Here is a 19,376-nt window from a genome sequence, read left to right on the forward strand (position 1 = left end):
ACTATCAAGATTGTAATGAAATTATTATTAGGAATGCTATTTGACTAGTTATGTAATATCCATCCTCTCTGCAAAAAGAAAACCCTAATGACCAGCAATCGTCATTAGAGTTATTCGTCCTCTTCAATTTGTCCTTGCTCTCTTAGTGAGCTATTATCCGTTGCACATCCAATGATTATATGATCTACCAATTGAATTTGAACTGTCTTACACGCTTGGATCAAGTTCTTGGTAAATTGTATGTCTTGGATTGATGCAGTGGTGTCACCACTTGGATGGCAATGAGCAACGATAATACTCGTTGAATTCGCCAATATTGCTGGTTTTAAAATATCTCTAGGTACTGCGATTGCTTGGTTAATCGTACCAGTAGAAGTTAAATTAAAAAATGTTGACTCCTTTTTCGTATTCAACCCAACGACATAAAGATGTTCTCAACCCTTCTCTTTCAAATAAGGTTCAAAAAGCTCATAGGCCAGCCGCATGCTGGTAATTCGCCCTGGACCATACAATAGTGATGATTCTTTTATCAACTGTAAAGACACGACGTTTACTCGCTTTTGCGGTTCTTTCTTCTTCATTAATAACCTCTTCTTTCTGTTAATTTTTGAAATTTCTTACTCATGAGCTTACTATTTGCGATCAATACTCCTCTGGTAATAACATCGTTTGATACGTATGATCATCAATCACCCACAGCTTTTTTATTTGGAAATTTACCAAATCTTTGGTAATTCGGATACCAGAATAATCAATAAAGAAAGGTTCTTCTTGCCGATGGACAATCGTAATGATTCCTCGTTGATCATCACGATTGAACTCAAAGATTTGTAGATAATCTAACTGAATTTCTGCCTGCTTTGCCTTTACATCAATCAACTGAAATCAACGTTGCTGCATTTCCTTTGGTACTTGTTCATTCACTCCCCTCGTGATATAGCGATTTTCTTGTGTATCGAACATTGCTTGATCCTCCTTTTAAGGCACAAAAAATAGCCCAATCACGGATTAGATGATTGAGCTTCATAGTAATAATATATCACTAGTGTTGCATAAATATTGTACCGGTATTATCAGAATATACTGACAATAACTTTCTGCTAAAATTTACAAAAAAAGGAAATGCTCACGCAAAGGATAACTTTTTCCAGAAATTTTTAGCCCTATTCAAGTGAAAACATGTGAGATGCCAACTGTTTTAACTTCAGCCATCTGATTGATAGTGAGCGAACCAATATTCAGCGGGGGCAAACATTAGGTAATGAAGAGAGCGTTTTAAAGCAAAAAGTGTGGCGGTTGTCCCCAGTTCGATCTTTATTAGAAAGGTCAGAAGTGTTGCTATTAGTGTAAGAATCACTTGATTGATGGCGCCTTGTTCCTTTTGTGAATAGATCCGTCGGATCATTACGTTTTGTTTCAAGTGCTTGAAGAAAAGTTCAATATGCCATCGTGCTTGGTACATATCTGCGATTTCATTTGGAGAAACATCAAACCGATTAGTGACAAGACGCAAAAGCCGTTGTCCTTTGGTCAGAATCGTGACCAATCTGAAGCGCTCAGTACTGTAATTGATACCACCACCCAGAATTACTTGTTGATCACTGATGATTTGTCCATCTGCTGTTTTTTGATTTGCGACTTCAAGTTGATCTAAAACTGTGATTTTAGTATTCGACCTTGTGCGAGTCACAAAGAAGTAGCCATCAGTATTTAGTTGATCTAATAATTTATAATCAAAATAACCACGATCTACTACATACGTAGCTTCTGTCTTATCAACGAAGCATTCGAAATGATTTCGATCATGTTCTTCCGCGTTTGTAATAGTGAATTTTTCGGGATACTGATGCTCTTTATCCAGATAACAGAGATTTAAATGAAGTTTGATGCCAGATTTTGTTTTTCGGAATTTCGCCCAAGGAAACCACGTTTTGTTCAATGGGATGGTTGTCGAATCAATGAGTTGAAGACTTGAAGTTTTTGAGCTTGGTTTTTGGGTGGAAATTTTCTGAACAAGTTGTACAAAAATTTCCATCAAGACTTCTGAATCAATCTGAGGCATCCTACGAGATAGTGAGCTGTGACAAAGTCCACTCAATCCTAGTTCCTTGCAAAGTCGCGAATCCATAAAGGCTCGATCAATTTCCCGAAAGCTAGGCATTTCTTCATAGACTGCATAAAGCATGAGTTTTAATGATGTTTTGAAATCTAGTTTTTTACTGTAATAATCATATTTATTGATGCTATTGAGGTTTTTTTCAGATAATTCAGTAAAATTTATGGAAGAAAACCATTTCTGAAACGAAGTTTCTGATTTATACTTATCCATGTGTGCTGTCCTTTTTATTGGTCTTGGATAAGTTATCCTAGATTCAGTATAAAGGACTTTTTGCATCTAGATAGCTTTAAATCAATGATTTGGTTAGAGTGGGGATCTTTGCAACACTAGTGATAATATATATTTGTAAATAGAGATAAGTCGATGAAAAATGCCATACATAATTTTCTTACGATCCGTAATTCCAATAGTTTATACAGAATAAAGTGTTTGCTATTAAAAGAACTAATAGGTAAATTTCTGAATCAAGCAACCTTCTCTGTAAATTTTGCTGGACTTTATCTTATTGTAGTTGGTCGCAAAGCACAGCGCTTCACGACAAGTTTTAAAATTTTTTTCTTCTTTTGTTTTATCCCTATTAATACAAACTACTAGATACTTCACTTTTTTCCTCCTACTTTGAGAGCGACAACAAACAACTGCTATTTCATTCTTTCGATACGCTCAGCGTTGCTACAGTTTAATCATACGACTTACCTCATTCAAATGCTGTCTACATCGCGCTGATTTCTTCGATACATTTTGCTCAATTTACTTTAAAATTCAGACTAAAATACAAATAAGAACAAAAATTAATAAGTACTTTACGACACAAAAAAGGTGGAAAAATTAGCATTCTCCACCCTCACTTTATAATAGCTTGAACTTTTCTAACGCATACACGATACCATCATCATCATTCGTTTTGGTCACAAAATCAGCGATTGCTTTTACAGAATCATTAGCATTGCCCATAGCTATCCCCGTTCCAGCCGCTGTTAACATCTCAATATCATTTGTTTCATCTCCAAAGGCAATAATATTCTCAGTTTTTATTCCTAAGTTTTGTGCAATAGTCAGCATTGTGACTGCCTTCGACCCTTGATTAGGGACGATGTCAACGAATGAAGGATGCCAACGAACAAAACGAAAATCTGAAAATTCTCTCTGTATTCTTTCATCAAGCTGCGGGTCATAAAATGCCAGTCCCTGATAGATATCATTTTTCAAGTGGAAATCTGGCAAATAGTCGGGGATTTCTGCACCGATAGAGCGCATTGCTTGTTCCATTTGAGAAACTTGAAACGAGGATATCCGACAAAAATGATCTAATCCAGTTAATGCAATATCAATCTTTTGTTTCCTAAAATGGGTAAGTAGAGTCTTTAATTTAGTTTTTTCCAGTGTTCTCTTAAACACCTGTCTATCGTTAAGAAAAGCAGCAGAACCATTGCAAACAATATAATCTTTTATAGTTAACTCATCTAAAATATCTTTGATGAGAAAACGACTTCGTCCTGTTGCCAACATTACCGTGTGTTTTCTTTGTAAGTAATCCAATGCTAGCACCGTGCTTTGAAGTAACTGATTTTTACTTGTTAGCAGAGTTCCATCAAGATCAAAAACGAATAACTTTTTCTCCATGTCTCTCCCTCTTAACTCTCTGTCTCAAAAATCGAATCATCGAATCCTAAAACCCAAGTTGCCACAAAAGTCACTACAATCGTGATTCCAATCGTGCATAAGGCCAATATAAAATTCGTATTTGACCCATCAGGATTCATAAAGATGGGTAACGTAAAAAATGATGGTGGCGCAAATGAAAAGATTTTAACATTGGCGATAGCACAAAAGATCCCGTTTGCAATACAACCAATAAAGGTCGCATAAAAAGGTTTTTTCAGCTTCACGCTGATTCCATAAAGAGTTGGCTCTGTAATGCCGCTTAAAAATGCCGTAATCGCACAGCTAGCTGCAAGCTGTTTCAAATTACGTTTCTTCGTCTTGAACATCACCGCTAACGCCACCGCGAATTGTGAGAAGTTCATCCCAATAAAAGCAATCAGAAGCATATTGTCATAGCCTAAGTTCTCAAAGTTTGTCAAAATAATTATCGGAGTCAAGGCGATGTGCATCCCCGTCATGACTAGAAGTGGAGCAAAAGAAGCTACTAATAGAATTGCTAACCAACTTGCGTGACTATAAATCAAAGTTAGAATACTTCCAATTCCTTCACCCAATAAGAATCCTGCCGGACCAGTAATACACAAGGCGATCGGTAACATAACCACCACGATTGCAAAGGGTTTAAAAACATATTTGGCCGCATCCGGAACATATTTGTCAGCTAGTTTTTCGACGTATGACAGAACCCACACGCTTAAAATGATCGGCAATAAACTAGAAGAGTAGTCCACAGCTGTCACAGGCAAGTGAAATAAATCAATAGTCCCACCATTTTTAGCAAATCCAAGTATACTTGGATGCAAAAACAATCCGCCTAAAAATAGCGCATAGATCGTATTGCATTTAAAGCGTTTCGAAGCAGTGTAAGCTAGCATTATCGGTAAGAAATAGAAAACAACATTGGCTGCGCCATTTAAGATCACGTAGGTCGAGCTTTCCTGATCCATGCCCAATCGAGTCATAATGACCAAAATCGCGGAAATAAATCCACTAGCCATAATCAATGGAACTGCTGGACTTAAAATATCGGATAATACGTTCAAAATCCGATTTGGAACCGATCCTTTTTCTTTCATTTCCTCTGTCGAACTTTCTATATTGTAGAGTTTTTGAATATTGTCATAGACTTGATTGACGGCATTACCGATGACGATCTGCAATCCACCCATGGATTTAACTATACCTAGTACACCAGGAATTTTCTCAAGCTTTTCTTCGTCTGCAGCTGCTTCATCCTTTAAGTTAATCCTCAATCTGGTAGCGCAATGCCCCAGTGAAGTGATATTGTCTTTACCTCCCAATGTACGAATGATGGCATGTTCTAAAGCATATTCTTTTGAGTTCATTTCCTTTTTTTCCATTGGTATCTCGGCTTTCTCAATATCCAATAGAAGTGTCTCACGATCTCCCTGTTCCAATTCGTTAACCTCGATTATCTTATAATCTGGCGTATTTAGGATTACTAGTGGGATGATGGGATCATATCCTCGCTCCTTTATTTTCACTAAATCAAAACGCATGATTAGATCCCCTGTTTTTACACGGTCATTTTCTGAAACTAGCGGCTCCAAAAGTTCTCCATTCAGATTGACTGTATCAATCCCTACATGAATCAATACCTCACAACCCTGATCACTTTTCAACGTAATCGCATGTTTCGTCGGAAATACGCTGACAACCACCCCATCAAAAGGAGCATAAACTTCTCCTAGATTTGGTCTCATTGCCGCTCCTTTTCCCATCATCTCCTCTGAAAAGATCGGATCTTTCACTTCGCTTAATGGAACAATCTCTCCTTGTGTAATCCCATGAATTTGCTCTTTTTCACTCATCTCTATCTAGGTCCTTTCTTTTTCAAGTAATCCGCGTACACATTGGTCCTTCAACGTTCTCTTAATGATAATAATAGCGTTTGTCCTTAGCCAACTCCGCCGAAGTTATGGGCAAAATAGTAAGGGAATTAGGCTGATTTCTTCCTTATAAAAGGCCTCGTGTTTGAAAAGGCAAAAAAATGAATGTCAAATTTTGTCCAATAAAAGACCTGAAACACCTCTGATCTGTTTAGAGATATTTCAGGTTATGAATTATTCCATTGTTACGTGCAAATAACGGATTTCATGAGGCTTTAAATGAATCGAAAATTGTAGACGATTATTCTCAACTTTTACTTTTGTGTTTAACAGCCGTGGAGTACTGATGCGATGCAAATAGTCCTGTTCATTCATACTCAACTCTTTTAAGTCAAAGCGACTCCATTCATCTTGAACACTACCATGTGCACGGTTTACCACACGTGATTTGATGATATAACCGCCATTTTCGACACCGTTAATATCGATATTCAACGTTAAGGATTCATTGTCCTCAAAAAAATTGGACAAATTTTCTAGTTGAATTTTACTCTCATCTGTCAGGTAGTAATTGAAATTTAATTTACGATAGTTGTGACAAGCAAGGCGAAAAGAGCCTCTGCTGTTTCCTGTAACAATGCAATGTTTTTCTTTATAATAGATATCTTCATATAGCGAATTTAAAAATTCAAGTGCATAAAAGGCCGGTTTCGCTACTCCTGTCTTCGTAAGTAAACCACAGCCTCCAAAAAGGAATCCCTGAGAATCCTGAAGATCCGCATAGATATCCGTGCCTAGCCAATGTCCAAACAACTCGGCACCACCGATTGTTGAGATCATATTTTGAATCAAATAACTCCCCTTTGCACAATGGTCATTGACTGGATTTCGATTAGAGAGTGTCAGACTATACTCTGAAACATGGATCGGCGTCTCTGGAAATGCACTTTGTGCTAATGCTTCTTTGACGATCTCTAAATTATGTTTGATAAAGAAAATGTCCGTTGATTTTTTTTCGTAGTAATTATCTGATTCCTTTTCTAATTGATAAGGATAACAAGTGATCGTCAAGAAATTAGGTTTCTCATCGTACTCCTGCCATAGAGACAATAAATCGCAAAAGCCTTTATTTCCATAATGCTGCACTGGAAATCCGCCACCGCCGATCTTAATATCCGGTAAAATTTTTCTCATGGTTCTAGCGATTCTGTCAAAGTTTGAAAAATAATTGCGATGCACTTCTTCCGTTTGAGGCGAATAATTATAGCGTAAATCTAGAAAAGCAATGTCTTCTTTTTTCCAGTATTCAAAATACCATTTTTGTACCTCTTCTGAACCATAGCGTTTAATAAAGTGCCGAAGCAATTCTCTGAAAAAACGCTGCATTTCTTCTGGTGAATCAAAATCTTCATTTCTCGGAATCTCCACTAATGCATCTTGCGTATTTTTCAATAGCCGAATCGGTTTGAACCCCAGTTCGATATAAGGTTTCAGCTGATTCTTGACGAGAAAATCTATCGCTGTATCCAGCTTGCTAAAGTTTAAATTTTCCTTTGTCGCATGAATATCTAGATAAAGATTGGGATCATAGATGTCCCAAAAACGTATATATTCTGCCCCAAGCTTATTTTTTAAATAAATGATTTGTTCCTGAAAGTCTGATTTAGTTAAATCAATCGCTGTCCCAGCATTGATTAGCTTACTGTAGTAGCTGGTCTGCTTATAAGCTTTTTGGTGGTCCAAGATAAATGAGATGTTTCGATCATGGCTTTCTTCCTCTTGATCATCGGTTATCTGATTTTCATTTAGATAGCTATTAAGTTTCTCACGCAGTTCTTCTTCATCTTGAGTGTGCTGTTCTTTTCTTTCTGTCGTTACGGCATTTTTCCGAAACAAGGAGGGGGTCATATCGTAGGCTTCTTTAAATACTTTATTGTACGCAGCGACACTCGCAAATCCGTTATCCATAGCGATCTTCATAATGGACGCATCTGAATAGAGCAAATCAGTCATTGAATGTGTCAGTCGCACAGAATTGACCAGATCTGTAAAACTAACGTTGCATTTTTTCTTGATGTATTTTGAAAGATATGCTGTTGAAAGAAAGAAATGATCAGCTAATTCCTGCAACGTAATGCTCTTCTGATAATTCGTTCGAATGAATTGGAAAATCTCTTCCATTCGACTATCATTTTTCTTCTCCGATTGATAACGAATATTTTCTGATGTCAGCAAAAAGTTCTTAGAAATCACATGTAGCAGCTGATAATACAAACTCATTCTGTAGATTTGATTTTTCTGATTTGTCACAATCTGCTGATTAAGAATCTGATCGATGATTTTTCTCATCTCATCGTAAGACTCGTTTTTTTCTAACGTGGAATTACACCAAAACAGAATCATATCTTTAGTTAATAATTCTTTCACCTTGCTGTATGAAATAACAAAACGAGCGAGAAAAAGATCATCAGATCCTATGTAACGATGCTTGCGGTTATAATTAACAATGATCAAATCTTTTTGCTTTAGCTGATATTCTTCACCCTCGACTGTCATCGATAATTCACCATTTAGCACATATAATAACTCAAAATTTTCGTGATAATGAATTTTGGTTTCTGCTTGGGTTGTAAATTCGACATCCATTAATACATCTGAAGAGAGGTAATCTTTTTCCATCTTTTCCCTCCTAACTCTTGTTTATTCATTATAGCAAACCGGTTTCATTTAGTTAACAGACGTACAAAAAGCGCTGTTTAACAAAAGAAGCAGTTGATAATTCTACCAACTACTTCTTTCTTTTTTATTAGCCTTTTATTGCATCTGCTTTATCAATTTCAGCTTCCTTTGATTTGGTAATCAAGTTGATCGCCACGAAAGAAGCGGCAGCAATCAATCCTGTAGCTCCAAAAGTAACAAACCACGTACTGATTGACGCATTGGCAGATAACAATAATCCGCCTAATGTCGGTCCAAAGATTCCGCCTAAACGCCCCACACTATTCACCAAACCAACCGCTGAAGTACGCAGCTCTTCTGGATAATGTTGTGAAACAAAAGCGTTAACTAAGCTATGCGCTGAGAATAGGAAGAAACCAATTAAGAAAACAAAGAGATATAAAATGATGATATTGGTTTTTACACCCATCAGCATCAATACAACTGCTCCGATTCCATAAATTGCTGGTAAGAGAACCTTAAAACCTTTGCGATCAGCTACTGCGCCCCAGACAACCGTACCTGCGATCGTTCCTACATTCAAGAAGATCGAGAATGCTAAACTAGAACCTAAGGAGAAGCCATTTTGAACCATCACTCCCGGCAACCAAACAATCACTCCGTTAATGAAAAGCAGCCCCATAATATAGATGATACAAGCCAGTAATGTTACGAGAATGAAACGACTGTTAAATAGTGCGAAATACGATACTTTTTTCTCTGGTTGTATCCCTTCAGCACTCATTGTTTTCAACTGTTCAAGATCAATCTTCTTCGTATAATCCTGATCAATTCTTTCTAATACTTTTTTCAGCTTTTCTGTTTCTTGGTGTTTTACTAAGTATTGGGCCGATTCTGGCACAAGTTTAATAATGAAAACTAGGAACAAAATAGGAACGAAAGCCATCCACAACACCGGACGCCAACCCAAACGCGGCAGTATTACAATCGCTAATAGAGAAGCAATGATCGAACCAATTTGATTTCCACATAGAGCAATTGCTACTGATTTACTTTTACTGCTCTTTGGGGCATATTCCGACAGCAATGATATTACTAACGGAATCACCCCGCCAAAACCAACACCTGCTAAAAATCGGAAAATGGCGAATAATACCGGTGTATTTACTACGGATTGTCCAAAGGTAAAGACACAGAATATCAAGACCGAACCGATCAAGACCTTTTTCACACCTAAACGATTGCTGATAATACTTAAAATTACTGCACCAAACATCGAGCCAAATTCAGATAGACTACCCATATACCCCAACACTGTCGCATTCAAATTCCATTCAGACGTGATTGAAGTAATAATCGAACCATACGCTGTTGCACCATAACCAGTAAAAGCAATCAGAAAGACCCCTAAAGCAACTAACGTAATATGGAATTTTCCAAGTTTGCTATTATCGATAAAGTTACTTACTACATTTTCTTGCATGTTCTTTCCCCCTTAAAACTAGACCGTTGCTTCCACAGATGACTCAAATGACACACTTGAGAACGTTTCGGCAGACTTCCAGCAAGCTTCCATGACTTCCAATACTTTACGAACTTCTTGCGGTTTGACTAATAGTTCTGCTTTGCCATCCAGAGCAGCAAAGTAATTTTCAAAGAATTCAATATGTTCTGTCTCAACTTTTGGAATATCCTCGGTGACGATCAACCCTGGTTCCGGTACTCCGAATGAACGCGTAGGTCCGTAGGATTTCGCTGATTTGTCTTGATCCTCATTCACGTTTTCCAATAGTTTTGTTGTACGAACGATCTTGCCTTCTGGATCAAATTTGTTGGCATACATACTTCCCGTATTGCCGCCCATATACCAATGACGTTCAAACCATTCTTTTTGATCAGATAAATAGTACGTACCTAGTTCAATCTCAGCAGTCACACCATTTTCAAAGCGCAGTAGAATATTAAAGTAATCATCAACTTCTTTATTGATTACACTGCGAATATCAGCAAACACTGCTTTTAACGGGCTTTCCATCATGTACAAAATCTGATCGATCAAGTGAACGCCCCAATCATAAAGCATCCCTCCGCCTTCCGCTTTGTAAACGTGCCAATCGTGCATATTGCCGTTATATCCATATAATGAACTTTTGATCGTATAGACATCACCCAAAGATCCCTCTTCGTAGCATTTTTTTACGGTTTGAAAATCCTTATCAAAACGACGTTGCTGATGAACCGTTAAGGTCACGCCTGCTTGATCAACGGCTTCCATCATTTCGTCGAATTCCGCTACACTCATAGCGGCAGGTTTTTCACAAATAATGTTCATACCTGCTTGTGCGGCTTTGATAACTAATTCTTTATGCTGGTTATTGTTTGCCGAAATAACCACACCATTGATATCTGATTCCTCCAAAAGCTGATCAATTGTTCCATAGGTCTCGATTTCTGGATAAATCCCGCGTACTTCTTCTAACCGTTGCGCATTTATATCGCAAACCGCTACACAGTCCACATTCTCTAGGCTTTTCAACGTTGCCACATGGCGGCGACCGATAAAGCCGTAGCCAACTACTGCATATCTATATTTCATGGCGACTCTTTCCTTTCTTTTTTAAGAAAAGGCGGCCAATCCTTGACCGCCTTATTCAGCTTATTCCATCTCTAATTTGATTGTTTGATTTCCATTAGAAGCTTGATAAATCGCGTCTAAAATTTGTGTGACTTTGAAGGCTTCATTTGGTTTTACACATGGCTCACCATCGGTCAAAATTGCATCAATCCATTGCTTTGCTTCCACCACACCAGCTGGTTCATTGACTCCCTCGAAATAATCCACTAAGGCTTCACCAGATAAGGTTTCTTCACTCATTTTTCCATGACGAGTATGATTGAACCATAATTCCGCATTTTCGTAGCTGCCGCCATATTTGATTTCGGCACCTTCTAAAGTTCCGCAAAGCGTCGTTGCTGCTTCTCTGGCATCCATATAATTCAATGCCCAAGATGCCCGTAAATTGATCAGCGCACCATTTTTAAATTTGATAAAGCCCATCGCTGAGTCTTCTACCTCAAAGGTTTCAGTATCCCAAGCGCCGTAAGTATTACCTTCAGCTGCTGATGGCAGGTTCCCTAATTTATAGAAGACTTGACCGCTGACGCTATCCACTTCGTAGTTGTCCATACACCACAATGTGATATCTAACGCGTGCGTGCCAATGTCGATCAAGGGACCGCCACCTTGTTTGGATTTGTCTTGGAAGACGCCCCAAGTAGGTACAGCTTTACGGCGAATTGCATTCGCTTCTCCGTAGTAAATATCTCCTAAATCCCCAGCTTGACAGGCCTTTTTCAAGACCTGCACATCGTGACGGAAACGATTTTGGTAACCGACAGTAAATTTCTTGTCGCTCTTTTTCCATGCTTCCATCATTTTACGCGCATCTTCTGTGGTCGCTGCCATTGGTTTTTCACATAACACATGCTTATCAGCAGCGAAGGCTGCTACTGTGATCTCACAATGAGAAACATTTGGTGTACAAACATGGATGATATCAATGCTTGGGTCCTTCAATAATTCGTTATAGTCTGTGTAGATTTTGACATCCTTCAGATTATGACGCTCGGCAGTTGCTAACGCCTTTTCTTCTTCGATATCGCATAATGCCACGACTTCCGCTTTATCTGCTACTTTTTCTAAGGATGGAAGGTGTTTGTTGTTACAAATACCTCCTGTTCCGATAATACCGATTTTTAGTTTTTCCATTTTTCTCTTCCTCTCTGCTACATGGTCTTAACCAAATTGAATATTCACTGGATTATTTACTTGAATTTCTGAACCTGTATTTGTCAGTTTTCCATTTGCTTCATCGACTAAAAATTTATTGATCGTCCCTGAACGTTGATTCACTACATATATATGATCACCCGCTAAATCAAAATTAATGCTGCGAGGTATCGCTCCGCCTGAAGAAACGATTTCGATCAATTCCATTTTTCCGTTCTCGCTCAAACGATAAGCTGCAATGCTGTCATCACCGCGATTTGAGACATATAAATAGTTACCGGATTTGTGTATTTTTAGATCGGCTGTTTGATTATGAGCGAAGATATCAGTTGGATCGTCCTTTGGTTGATAGTTATCCGACACTGTAACTGCACGTTCCAAATGATTCATCTCGCCTGTCTTTGAATTAAAAGAGTAACTATGGACTGTATGGTTTTGCTCACTATTACAATAAAGAATTGGCTGTGTTGGATGAAACGCGATATGTCTTGGCCCAGATCCTTTTTCTGTTTCTTGAGCCCAGATTTCGTTCAAGGTTCCTCCTTCGTAATCGATCTTATAAACATGAATCAAATCACAGCCCTTATCTGCACAAAGCAGATAGTTTTCGGTTGGATCGAGACAAACACTATGAGGATGACTTGTCCATTGGAATAACGGCAAATCGCTAGAGCCTTCCAATACTTTCAGTTCACAGCACTCACTTAGACTTCCATCTGCATTAATTGGAAACATCGCGATACTGCCTTCATCAAAGAAGCGTTTGGCTACATATGTTCCTTGTTCTGTTCGCACACTGCGAGTAATGACTTCTTCATGATTGCCATGATTAGCCGCAAAGGCGTATCTGTTTTGACTATCTACCGTAATATAGCAAGGATAGGCTCCGGCTGAAGAGACTTCATTCAAAAAGGAAAGCTTTCCATCCCCATCTACCGAGTAAGAAGCGATACCTCCGCCATTTCCGTGCACTTCACCTAGATCTTTGCGCTCATCCGTGGCATAGATATAGCGACCATTTTTAGCAACCGCCATACTGCCGACATTGACATCTGGCGTTACTTTGCTGATTAATTCAAACGTTTCCGAATCATAGGCTTTGATCCCGCCATCGCCTGCTTCAGGGTTATTCACGCCTTGAATGTCCGCGCCCCACGCGCCTACATAAATGATTTCTTGTTTATTCATCCTATTCACCAATCAATCGTTTTAGCATTTCTTGATGTCTTCTCACTTGTTCGATTTCACTGTTTAATTCTTTTTCGGTCCGATCTTGGTAGTAACGTTGACCTTCGTACTCCGAATTGATATAGCCTTCATAACCGTTTTCCTTCAAGAACTTGATTGGCCCTTCGTAATCAATGGCGATATCCTGGTATTGACCTGGTTTTCCAGGAATTTCAGACATATTGTAGAATTTACCGTGGATGCTCACAATGTAAGGCATGATCGCACCTAAGTCCTCTGGTTTCGTTCTAGAAAGCAATAGTGCTTGTGACATGACTTCAAAATCAATATCTGTATAATCTGGCACATTGTCACGGATCATTTGCTGCATTTTTTTGAATGCTGGCAATAAATCAGCTGGTGCTTCATCATGCTTCAAATAGCGATGGAACAAAGATTGGACATTCCCTGCACTATATAATGAAAGATCAATTTCATTTAACTCATTGCTCTTGCCTAGATGATTGTCCATACATAATTGAACAACTAAATCACAGCTTTCTTGTTTGGCTCCTTGACGCATGTACCATTCCAACGCCGCTTCAGAAGGTCGAAAAGCGAAGATACCCCAGTCAGGAACAAGTCCTAAATGTTTGGTTCCAGATTTCTTAGCGTATTCCACAATCTCATTGACATACTGACCATTGATTGGAATCGGTGCATGGATCTCTTTGCCTAATTTGATGTCACATTCTTCCGCGACAGGCAAGGCTTCGATCATGATTTCAACTGGCGTAGTTGCTAGTGTCCGAACATTTTTGAAGCCTAAGCGTTTCGCCAAGCGAATATCATTTTTCAAACGCTCTGCTGATTCTGAATAACTCATCACATGATCACGAAATTGCAATACATCATGGAAAACATCCATAGTCACAGGAGTCGTCTTGTATTTATCCATCCATTCAAACCATTGATCGAAAAATTCCTCTGGCGGATTTGGATATTGTCTTAGAGACATCTCATCTAAAATCTCGATTCCATCCGCTCCAAAAAGATTTGTGCCAACTTCTTTGACCTGTCCTTCTAAATCTAATTCTTTAAAAAACTGCGTTTGTTGGTAACTGTAAAATGAAACGCCGCGTTTGATTTTTCCCATTACTAACTGCTCCCTTCTATGCTTGTAATTCCAGTTCATATTTTACGATATTACGTGTCTTATCTGATCCTGCGCCGGAGCCCGGAACAGGAGGATTTTTTACCCATTCTTCATCCGTTGGCATATATCCATATGCAGCCAGAACAGATTGCTGGAAAGCTAAAATGTGTTTCCCTGGAGTTAATCCACCTGGCTTTTTCACATGGACGATTCCCTCGTCATCGTAATCCCAGTGCTCCCAAACAGCTTTTTTAATTTCTTCAAAATCACGAGGTTCTTTTCCATTGACTTCAAAAGTCTGTAATTCTCTTGGGTATTCAGTGTCATCTACTTTGATATAGTAGCCATTGTGAAGGGATAAAAATACTCCTCGGTAGTTAGCATTTCTTGCTGCAAATTGAAAGCCCACGATATTGCCATCTTGGTCAACATCGTTTTTCAAACTGTCTTTTCGAATTAAAAAATTATCGAACATCTAAATGTCCTCCCTTTTGTTATTTGCTATACTCATAATTTAAGCTATTTTTTAAGTGCGCTCCATTTCATTTTTACCCATTAATACTGCAATTTCACTCTTCTTTTTTTATCCCGACTAAACTTCTTCTATGAAAAGACAAAATTTAACTATTATATTTTGTCTTGTCCGTTTATGAGCACTCTTTTTGTCACAATCTTTTGTTTTCTTTTTGTCATCTTAGTAACGTTTCTTCCATAGTCAGTATCTCATTACTAGACAGATACGAATAGACAGCTCCGTAGATTCCCGCATCATTTCCGAGTTGTGCTTTACTTACATTGTAGTTTCCACGAATCGCTGGAAAAATAAATTGATCAATTTTTTCTTTCAGTGGAATTAACAACGCGTCACCGGCTCCAGATAACCCGCCTCCAATCACTACCTCCTCCGCATCAACCGTATTCATGATTCCAGCGATGGCTTGTCCTAAATAATTTACTGTAATCGTTAAGGCGTTCATGGCCTTTTGATTTCCTGCCTCAATCCAAGTAAAAATATCAACCGCTGAAAGATTTTCTTGATTCTCTTCCATTAGATTCCGCATCGTTTTTACGAGTCCATTTGCAGAAGCGAAAGTTTCCAAGCAATTGGTGTTCCCACAGCCGCAGGTTCTTTGTTCTTGCGAATAAATAGGAATATGACCAATTTCACCGCCAGAGGAATGAACGCCATTAATCACTTTTCCATTTAGAATAATTCCTCCACCGACGCCTGTCCCTAAAGTAACGAAGACCAAATTAGATTTTCCTCTCGCAGCTCCCTTCCACATCTCACCAAGAGCTGCCGCATTCGCATCGTTTAAAAGTACAACAGGAATATCTAATTCCTTTTCAATCGCCGATTTCAACGGCATGTCTTCCCAACCTAGATTCACTGCACGAACGACTATCTGCCCATCAGGTGAAATCGGTCCGGGAACTCCGATACCAATTCCAATAATTTCTGCTTGCTGATCGTTTTGTTCAAGCATCGTTTGTTGAATACTTCGAACGATGTCAGTCGGTATATTTCTGCCATTTTCAGTGATATTGGTTGGGATTTGCCATTTTTTATAGATCTCTCCATAAACATCGATCAAAGCCAACTTAATCGTTGTTCCACCTATATCAATACCAATCATTTGTTTAATCATTGCTTTTCCTCCTAAAAAAGAGAACGAATACTTCGTCCTCTTCGCTAAAATTCTCTAAATAATGAAATTTCGTAAATACTTCGTACTTAAGGTAACAGACTTTTTGACGTCCTCATAAGTTTTCTCAAAAGCTTTATCTTCTACTTCAATACACGTATACCCTTCATAACCAATATCCGTTAAAGCAGACACATATTGACCCCAATCAACATCACCTAAACCTGGTAATTTCGGACTCATGTATTCTAACGGTGTAGCCATCACGCCAACGTCAGCTAACTTATCAGCATATACTTTGATATCCTTGTAATGAACATGGAAAATTTTCTCTTTGAACTCATACAAAGGACGAATATAATCGATTTGCTGCCAAATAAAGTGGGATGGATCGTAATTAATCCCAAAGTAGTCACTATCGATTACTTCAAATACTTTTCGCCAATTACTAGGCGAAGTCATAATGTTTTGCCCTCCCGGCCATTCATCTTCAGTGAAAAGCATCGGACAATTTTCGATCGCGATTTTTACTTTTTTCTCTTCAGCGTATTTAACAATTGGATTCCAAACTTTAGCTGCTTCCTTCAAATTCTCAGAGACCGATTTACTTTGCATCCGCCCGACAAATGTCGTAACTAAATTGATGTTCATTAAGCTCGCTGCATCGATCAAGGTGTACAAATGATCGATCGCTTCTTGGCGTTTTTCTAAATTTTCATCTAACGGATTTGGATAATAAGCTAAAGCAGAGATTTCTACCTTCTTTTGCTTACAATAGGCTAAAATCTCTTCAGATTTTTCTTTGGTTAAATTTTTAGTGTCTATATGCGAAACACCTGCATAGCGACGCTCAGCTTTTCCCAGTGGCCAACAAGCAACCTCGACGCAATCAAGACCATTTTCTGCTACGATATCAATCATCTCTTCGAAATTACTTTGATCAAAAATCGCACTGACGATTCCTAATTTCATGATTTTTCCTTCTTTCTGTTCTTTCATACCTTTATTCTAATGTCCTCAAACTGTTAAAGCATTGGAAGTTTTATTCAATATTCATTGAAATATTTATCCTTATTTTTGTTCTGAAAATCATTCATTCCGTATAGAACAAAATTTAATAGTTAAATCTTGCTTTTCGCAGCTAGCTCAAATTTATGGAGGTTCATTTTTCCAAAGCCCGGAAAAATGAGCTTATCTTCGTACGCATACGATTCTTCTAACCTGCTAAAGCAGGAAGAATAACTCGCATAAAAAGCAATCAAGCAAAGTCGCTTGATTGCTATAAGATCTTATTTTTCCACAACCGTATTTTCTGGAATCACATTTTCTTTTTGTTTAAAATGCTTAGTTTGAATATTAATTAATGTTATTGATATAGCGGCAACAATACCTGGTATCGCAAAAACCAAAAACCACATAGTGATGGAGACATTTGCTGTAAGCAACATTCCACCAACGATTGGCCCTAACATTCCACCAATTCGACCTGTCGCATTCGCAAAACCTACTCCTGTAGTACGAATTTCGGCTGGATAATATTGAGACGCAAATGTATTCATTAATGAATGTGCCGAAAATGCAAACATACCGATTAAACCAACAAACAGATAAAGAACCAAAAGATTTGCCTTAATCCCCATACCAAACAAGCTGATTGCTCCAACAGAATAAATGATTGGCATCAACACTCTAAAGCCAACTTTATCTACCATAATTGCCCAAAGAACGGTGCCTAAAAGCGTGCCTAAATTTAACACCACGGAAAACGTTAAACTAGAGCCTAATGCATAGCCATTTGAGTTCATAACCTGTGGCAACCAAACGTTTACACCGTTAATGGTAAGCAGCCCGCAAATATAAATTAACGTAATAAGAACTGTTCCTAGTGCATATCGCTTGTTGAATAACTTTAGGTAAGAAACCTTTTCTGCGTTTTTTTCATCCTCAGCATCAAAAGTAATCGTTTCTTTAGTTGACTCCAATACCGCTTGATAATTAGGATCAATTTTAGTTAATGTCGCGTTTAATTTGTCTGTTTGGTTACTTTGAGATAAATAGCGTGCTGATTCAGGAATCACTTTAACGAAGACAGGGATTAGTAACAAAGGTAAAATAGAGAGCCATAATACAGGTTTCCACCCAAATTGTGGCATTACATTCATCGCTACTAGCGGAGCTAAGATTCCACCAATTTGATTTCCACAAATAGCAAAAGCAACCATCTTTGCTTTGTTTGCTTTTGGAGAATACTCCGTTAACAAGGAGATAACGATTGGAGTCGCTCCCCCACTGCCAACACCAGCCATAAATCGACAAATCCCAAACATTAACCCACTATTAGTGAAGGTTGCACATAGAATGAAAAAATTGAAGATAAAAATAGATACGATCAATAATTTCTTTACTCCAAACTTATCTGCTAAAAAACTTAGTAAAATGGCCCCTAGCATCATCCCAAACATAGCTGAACTTCCAATAAAACCAACCTGTGTCGTACTGATATTCCATTCTTTGATAACTACCGGTACGATAGATCCGAAAACTGATAACTCATACCCAGAAAACGTGATGACAAAAAAGCCAATAGCCAACAATACTTTATGAAATCCATTAAACTTGCTGTTATCAAGAAATGAATTTAATACTTTTTGATTCATCGAAACCCTCCATAATTATATTCTGATATCAAACAAATCCCTCCAATAAGACCAGTTACTATTTGGCCATTATTGTTTCCACTGAAGCATTAAACAAATCCGTTCAGTTGGAATATTCCTGCTTCCTCCTTTTTTTGTATATAGTCAAATTTAGTCTTTTTGAGATTCTCTAACTATATTTTTTTTACACAAAACAACTGTTTAAGAAAGCCTTTTACAAAAATAGGAGTTTAAAAGAAAGAAAAAGTGCAAGATTCAGAATATAAATGAGGATTTATGTTTAGTAGTTAGACGGCGTGCTAATTTATCAGTTAAACATAAAAGTATATTAGTCCATTAAAACAATGTCATAATTTGGTTCGATTGAATCATGAAAATAAGTAATTAAGTTTAGTTCAGATTCTATAAAATATTCGTATTAAAAAATAAGGCCTCAGATTATCGTTTGATATGCTTCCTCTAACTAGGACAAAGAAATTATTAAGTCCTAGTTAACGGAAAGAAATCATGAGTCGTACAGAATTAGTCACATCATCGAGAATTATAAGGACTATTACAAAAATGGGCGCTATCAACGAAAATTGCATACAATAACGCCTATGGAATATCATAATTTATATTATGAAGCAGCCTAAAGCACGACCAAC

16 protein-coding genes and 1 pseudogene are annotated in these 19,376 nt (G+C 37.9%); 1 reads left to right on the forward strand and 16 read right to left on the reverse strand.

All coding sequences use genetic code 11. The features are described 5' to 3' along the window. Positions 1-110: 110 nt before the first annotated feature. The 16 genes and pseudogenes from IGI52_RS11520 to IGI52_RS11595 form a co-directional block, all read right to left on the reverse strand. Positions 111-422: pseudogene (locus IGI52_RS11520) on the reverse strand (JAB domain-containing protein); the annotation flags it as partial. Between the two features lie 12 nt (positions 423-434). Further along, positions 435-581, reverse strand: a complete 147-nt coding sequence (locus IGI52_RS11525; RefSeq protein WP_349720938.1) for a hypothetical protein — start codon at positions 579-581, stop codon at positions 435-437. Positions 582-642: 61 nt separating this feature from the next. Further along, positions 643-879, reverse strand: coding sequence for a DUF960 family protein (locus IGI52_RS11530; protein WP_349720936.1), 237 nt, complete (start codon positions 877-879; stop codon positions 643-645). A gap of 325 nt (positions 880-1,204) precedes the next feature. Continuing rightward, positions 1,205-2,329 carry an IS4 family transposase gene (locus tag IGI52_RS11535; RefSeq protein WP_438780127.1) on the reverse strand — a complete coding sequence of 375 codons (1,125 nt, stop codon included), beginning with the start codon at positions 2,327-2,329 and terminating at the stop codon, positions 1,205-1,207. A gap of 639 nt (positions 2,330-2,968) precedes the next feature. Beyond that, positions 2,969-3,742, reverse strand: coding sequence for an HAD family hydrolase (locus IGI52_RS11540; protein ID WP_428202827.1), 774 nt, complete (start codon positions 3,740-3,742; stop codon positions 2,969-2,971). A gap of 11 nt (positions 3,743-3,753) precedes the next feature. Further along, positions 3,754-5,616, reverse strand: coding sequence for a glucose PTS transporter subunit IIA (locus tag IGI52_RS11545; protein WP_349720932.1), 1,863 nt, complete (start codon positions 5,614-5,616; stop codon positions 3,754-3,756). A 252-nt stretch (positions 5,617-5,868) separates the two neighbouring features. After that, positions 5,869-8,313: a GH39 family glycosyl hydrolase gene (locus tag IGI52_RS11550; protein WP_349720930.1), complete on the reverse strand. Its 2,445-nt coding sequence runs from the start codon at positions 8,311-8,313 to the stop codon at positions 5,869-5,871. A gap of 127 nt (positions 8,314-8,440) precedes the next feature. Beyond that, complete coding sequence (locus tag IGI52_RS11555; RefSeq protein ID WP_349720928.1) at positions 8,441-9,796, reverse strand: MFS transporter; 1,356 nt, start codon at positions 9,794-9,796, stop codon at positions 8,441-8,443. A gap of 18 nt (positions 9,797-9,814) precedes the next feature. Next, the gene (locus tag IGI52_RS11560) at positions 9,815-10,909 is read right to left on the reverse strand and encodes a Gfo/Idh/MocA family protein (protein WP_349720926.1); all 1,095 of its coding nucleotides are present in this window, start codon (positions 10,907-10,909) and stop codon (positions 9,815-9,817) included. A gap of 60 nt (positions 10,910-10,969) precedes the next feature. Then, the gene (locus tag IGI52_RS11565) at positions 10,970-12,082 is read right to left on the reverse strand and encodes a Gfo/Idh/MocA family protein (protein WP_438781365.1); all 1,113 of its coding nucleotides are present in this window, start codon (positions 12,080-12,082) and stop codon (positions 10,970-10,972) included. Between the two features lie 27 nt (positions 12,083-12,109). Further along, positions 12,110-13,291: a lactonase family protein gene (locus tag IGI52_RS11570; protein WP_349720922.1), complete on the reverse strand. Its 1,182-nt coding sequence runs from the start codon at positions 13,289-13,291 to the stop codon at positions 12,110-12,112. A 1-nt stretch (position 13,292) separates the two neighbouring features. Next, positions 13,293-14,426: a hypothetical protein gene (locus tag IGI52_RS11575; protein ID WP_010767740.1), complete on the reverse strand. Its 1,134-nt coding sequence runs from the start codon at positions 14,424-14,426 to the stop codon at positions 13,293-13,295. Between the two features lie 16 nt (positions 14,427-14,442). After that, the gene (locus IGI52_RS11580) at positions 14,443-14,901 is read right to left on the reverse strand and encodes a C-glycoside deglycosidase beta subunit domain-containing protein (RefSeq protein WP_349720920.1); all 459 of its coding nucleotides are present in this window, start codon (positions 14,899-14,901) and stop codon (positions 14,443-14,445) included. 214 nt (positions 14,902-15,115) lie between these two features. Continuing rightward, positions 15,116-16,075: an ROK family protein gene (locus tag IGI52_RS11585; protein ID WP_349720918.1), complete on the reverse strand. Its 960-nt coding sequence runs from the start codon at positions 16,073-16,075 to the stop codon at positions 15,116-15,118. Between the two features lie 54 nt (positions 16,076-16,129). Next, positions 16,130-17,044: a sugar phosphate isomerase/epimerase family protein gene (locus IGI52_RS11590; protein ID WP_349720916.1), complete on the reverse strand. Its 915-nt coding sequence runs from the start codon at positions 17,042-17,044 to the stop codon at positions 16,130-16,132. A gap of 317 nt (positions 17,045-17,361) precedes the next feature. Beyond that, entirely contained in the window at positions 17,362-18,729 is a 1,368-nt protein-coding gene (locus IGI52_RS11595; protein ID WP_349720914.1) for an MFS transporter, read from the reverse strand. 533 nt (positions 18,730-19,262) lie between these two features. Between IGI52_RS11595 and IGI52_RS11600 the strand changes: the two genes are divergently transcribed. Then, a complete protein-coding gene (locus tag IGI52_RS11600; protein ID WP_432763367.1) occupies positions 19,263-19,364 on the forward strand; it encodes an IS3 family transposase in 102 nt (33 codons plus the stop codon). Positions 19,365-19,376: the final 12 nt, after the last annotated feature.

The sequence above is a fragment of the Enterococcus sp. DIV0187 genome (assembly GCF_051713785.1).
In the GTDB taxonomy this organism is placed as follows: domain Bacteria; phylum Bacillota; class Bacilli; order Lactobacillales; family Enterococcaceae; genus Enterococcus_A; species Enterococcus_A avium.

Coding starts and splice junctions, on each gene's coding strand:
- IGI52_RS11545 (WP_349720932.1), bottom strand. CDS start 5,616: ATGAGTGAAAAAGAGCAAATTCATGGGATTACACAAGGAGAGATTGTT.
- IGI52_RS11525 (WP_349720938.1), bottom strand. CDS start 581: ATGAAGAAGAAAGAACCGCAAAAGCGAGTAAACGTCGTGTCTTTACAG.
- IGI52_RS11535 (WP_438780127.1), bottom strand. CDS start 2,329: ATGGATAAGTATAAATCAGAAACTTCGTTTCAGAAATGGTTTTCTTCC.
- IGI52_RS11585 (WP_349720918.1), bottom strand. CDS start 16,075: ATGATTAAACAAATGATTGGTATTGATATAGGTGGAACAACGATTAAG.
- IGI52_RS11565 (WP_438781365.1), bottom strand. CDS start 12,082: ATGGAAAAACTAAAAATCGGTATTATCGGAACAGGAGGTATTTGTAAC.
- IGI52_RS11590 (WP_349720916.1), bottom strand. CDS start 17,044: ATGAAATTAGGAATCGTCAGTGCGATTTTTGATCAAAGTAATTTCGAA.
- IGI52_RS11540 (WP_428202827.1), bottom strand. CDS start 3,742: ATGGAGAAAAAGTTATTCGTTTTTGATCTTGATGGAACTCTGCTAACA.
- IGI52_RS11580 (WP_349720920.1), bottom strand. CDS start 14,901: ATGTTCGATAATTTTTTAATTCGAAAAGACAGTTTGAAAAACGATGTT.
- IGI52_RS11595 (WP_349720914.1), bottom strand. CDS start 18,729: ATGAATCAAAAAGTATTAAATTCATTTCTTGATAACAGCAAGTTTAAT.
- IGI52_RS11570 (WP_349720922.1), bottom strand. CDS start 13,291: ATGAATAAACAAGAAATCATTTATGTAGGCGCGTGGGGCGCGGACATT.
- IGI52_RS11555 (WP_349720928.1), bottom strand. CDS start 9,796: ATGCAAGAAAATGTAGTAAGTAACTTTATCGATAATAGCAAACTTGGA.
- IGI52_RS11575 (WP_010767740.1), bottom strand. CDS start 14,426: ATGGGAAAAATCAAACGCGGCGTTTCATTTTACAGTTACCAACAAACG.
- IGI52_RS11550 (WP_349720930.1), bottom strand. CDS start 8,313: ATGGAAAAAGATTACCTCTCTTCAGATGTATTAATGGATGTCGAATTT.
- IGI52_RS11560 (WP_349720926.1), bottom strand. CDS start 10,909: ATGAAATATAGATATGCAGTAGTTGGCTACGGCTTTATCGGTCGCCGC.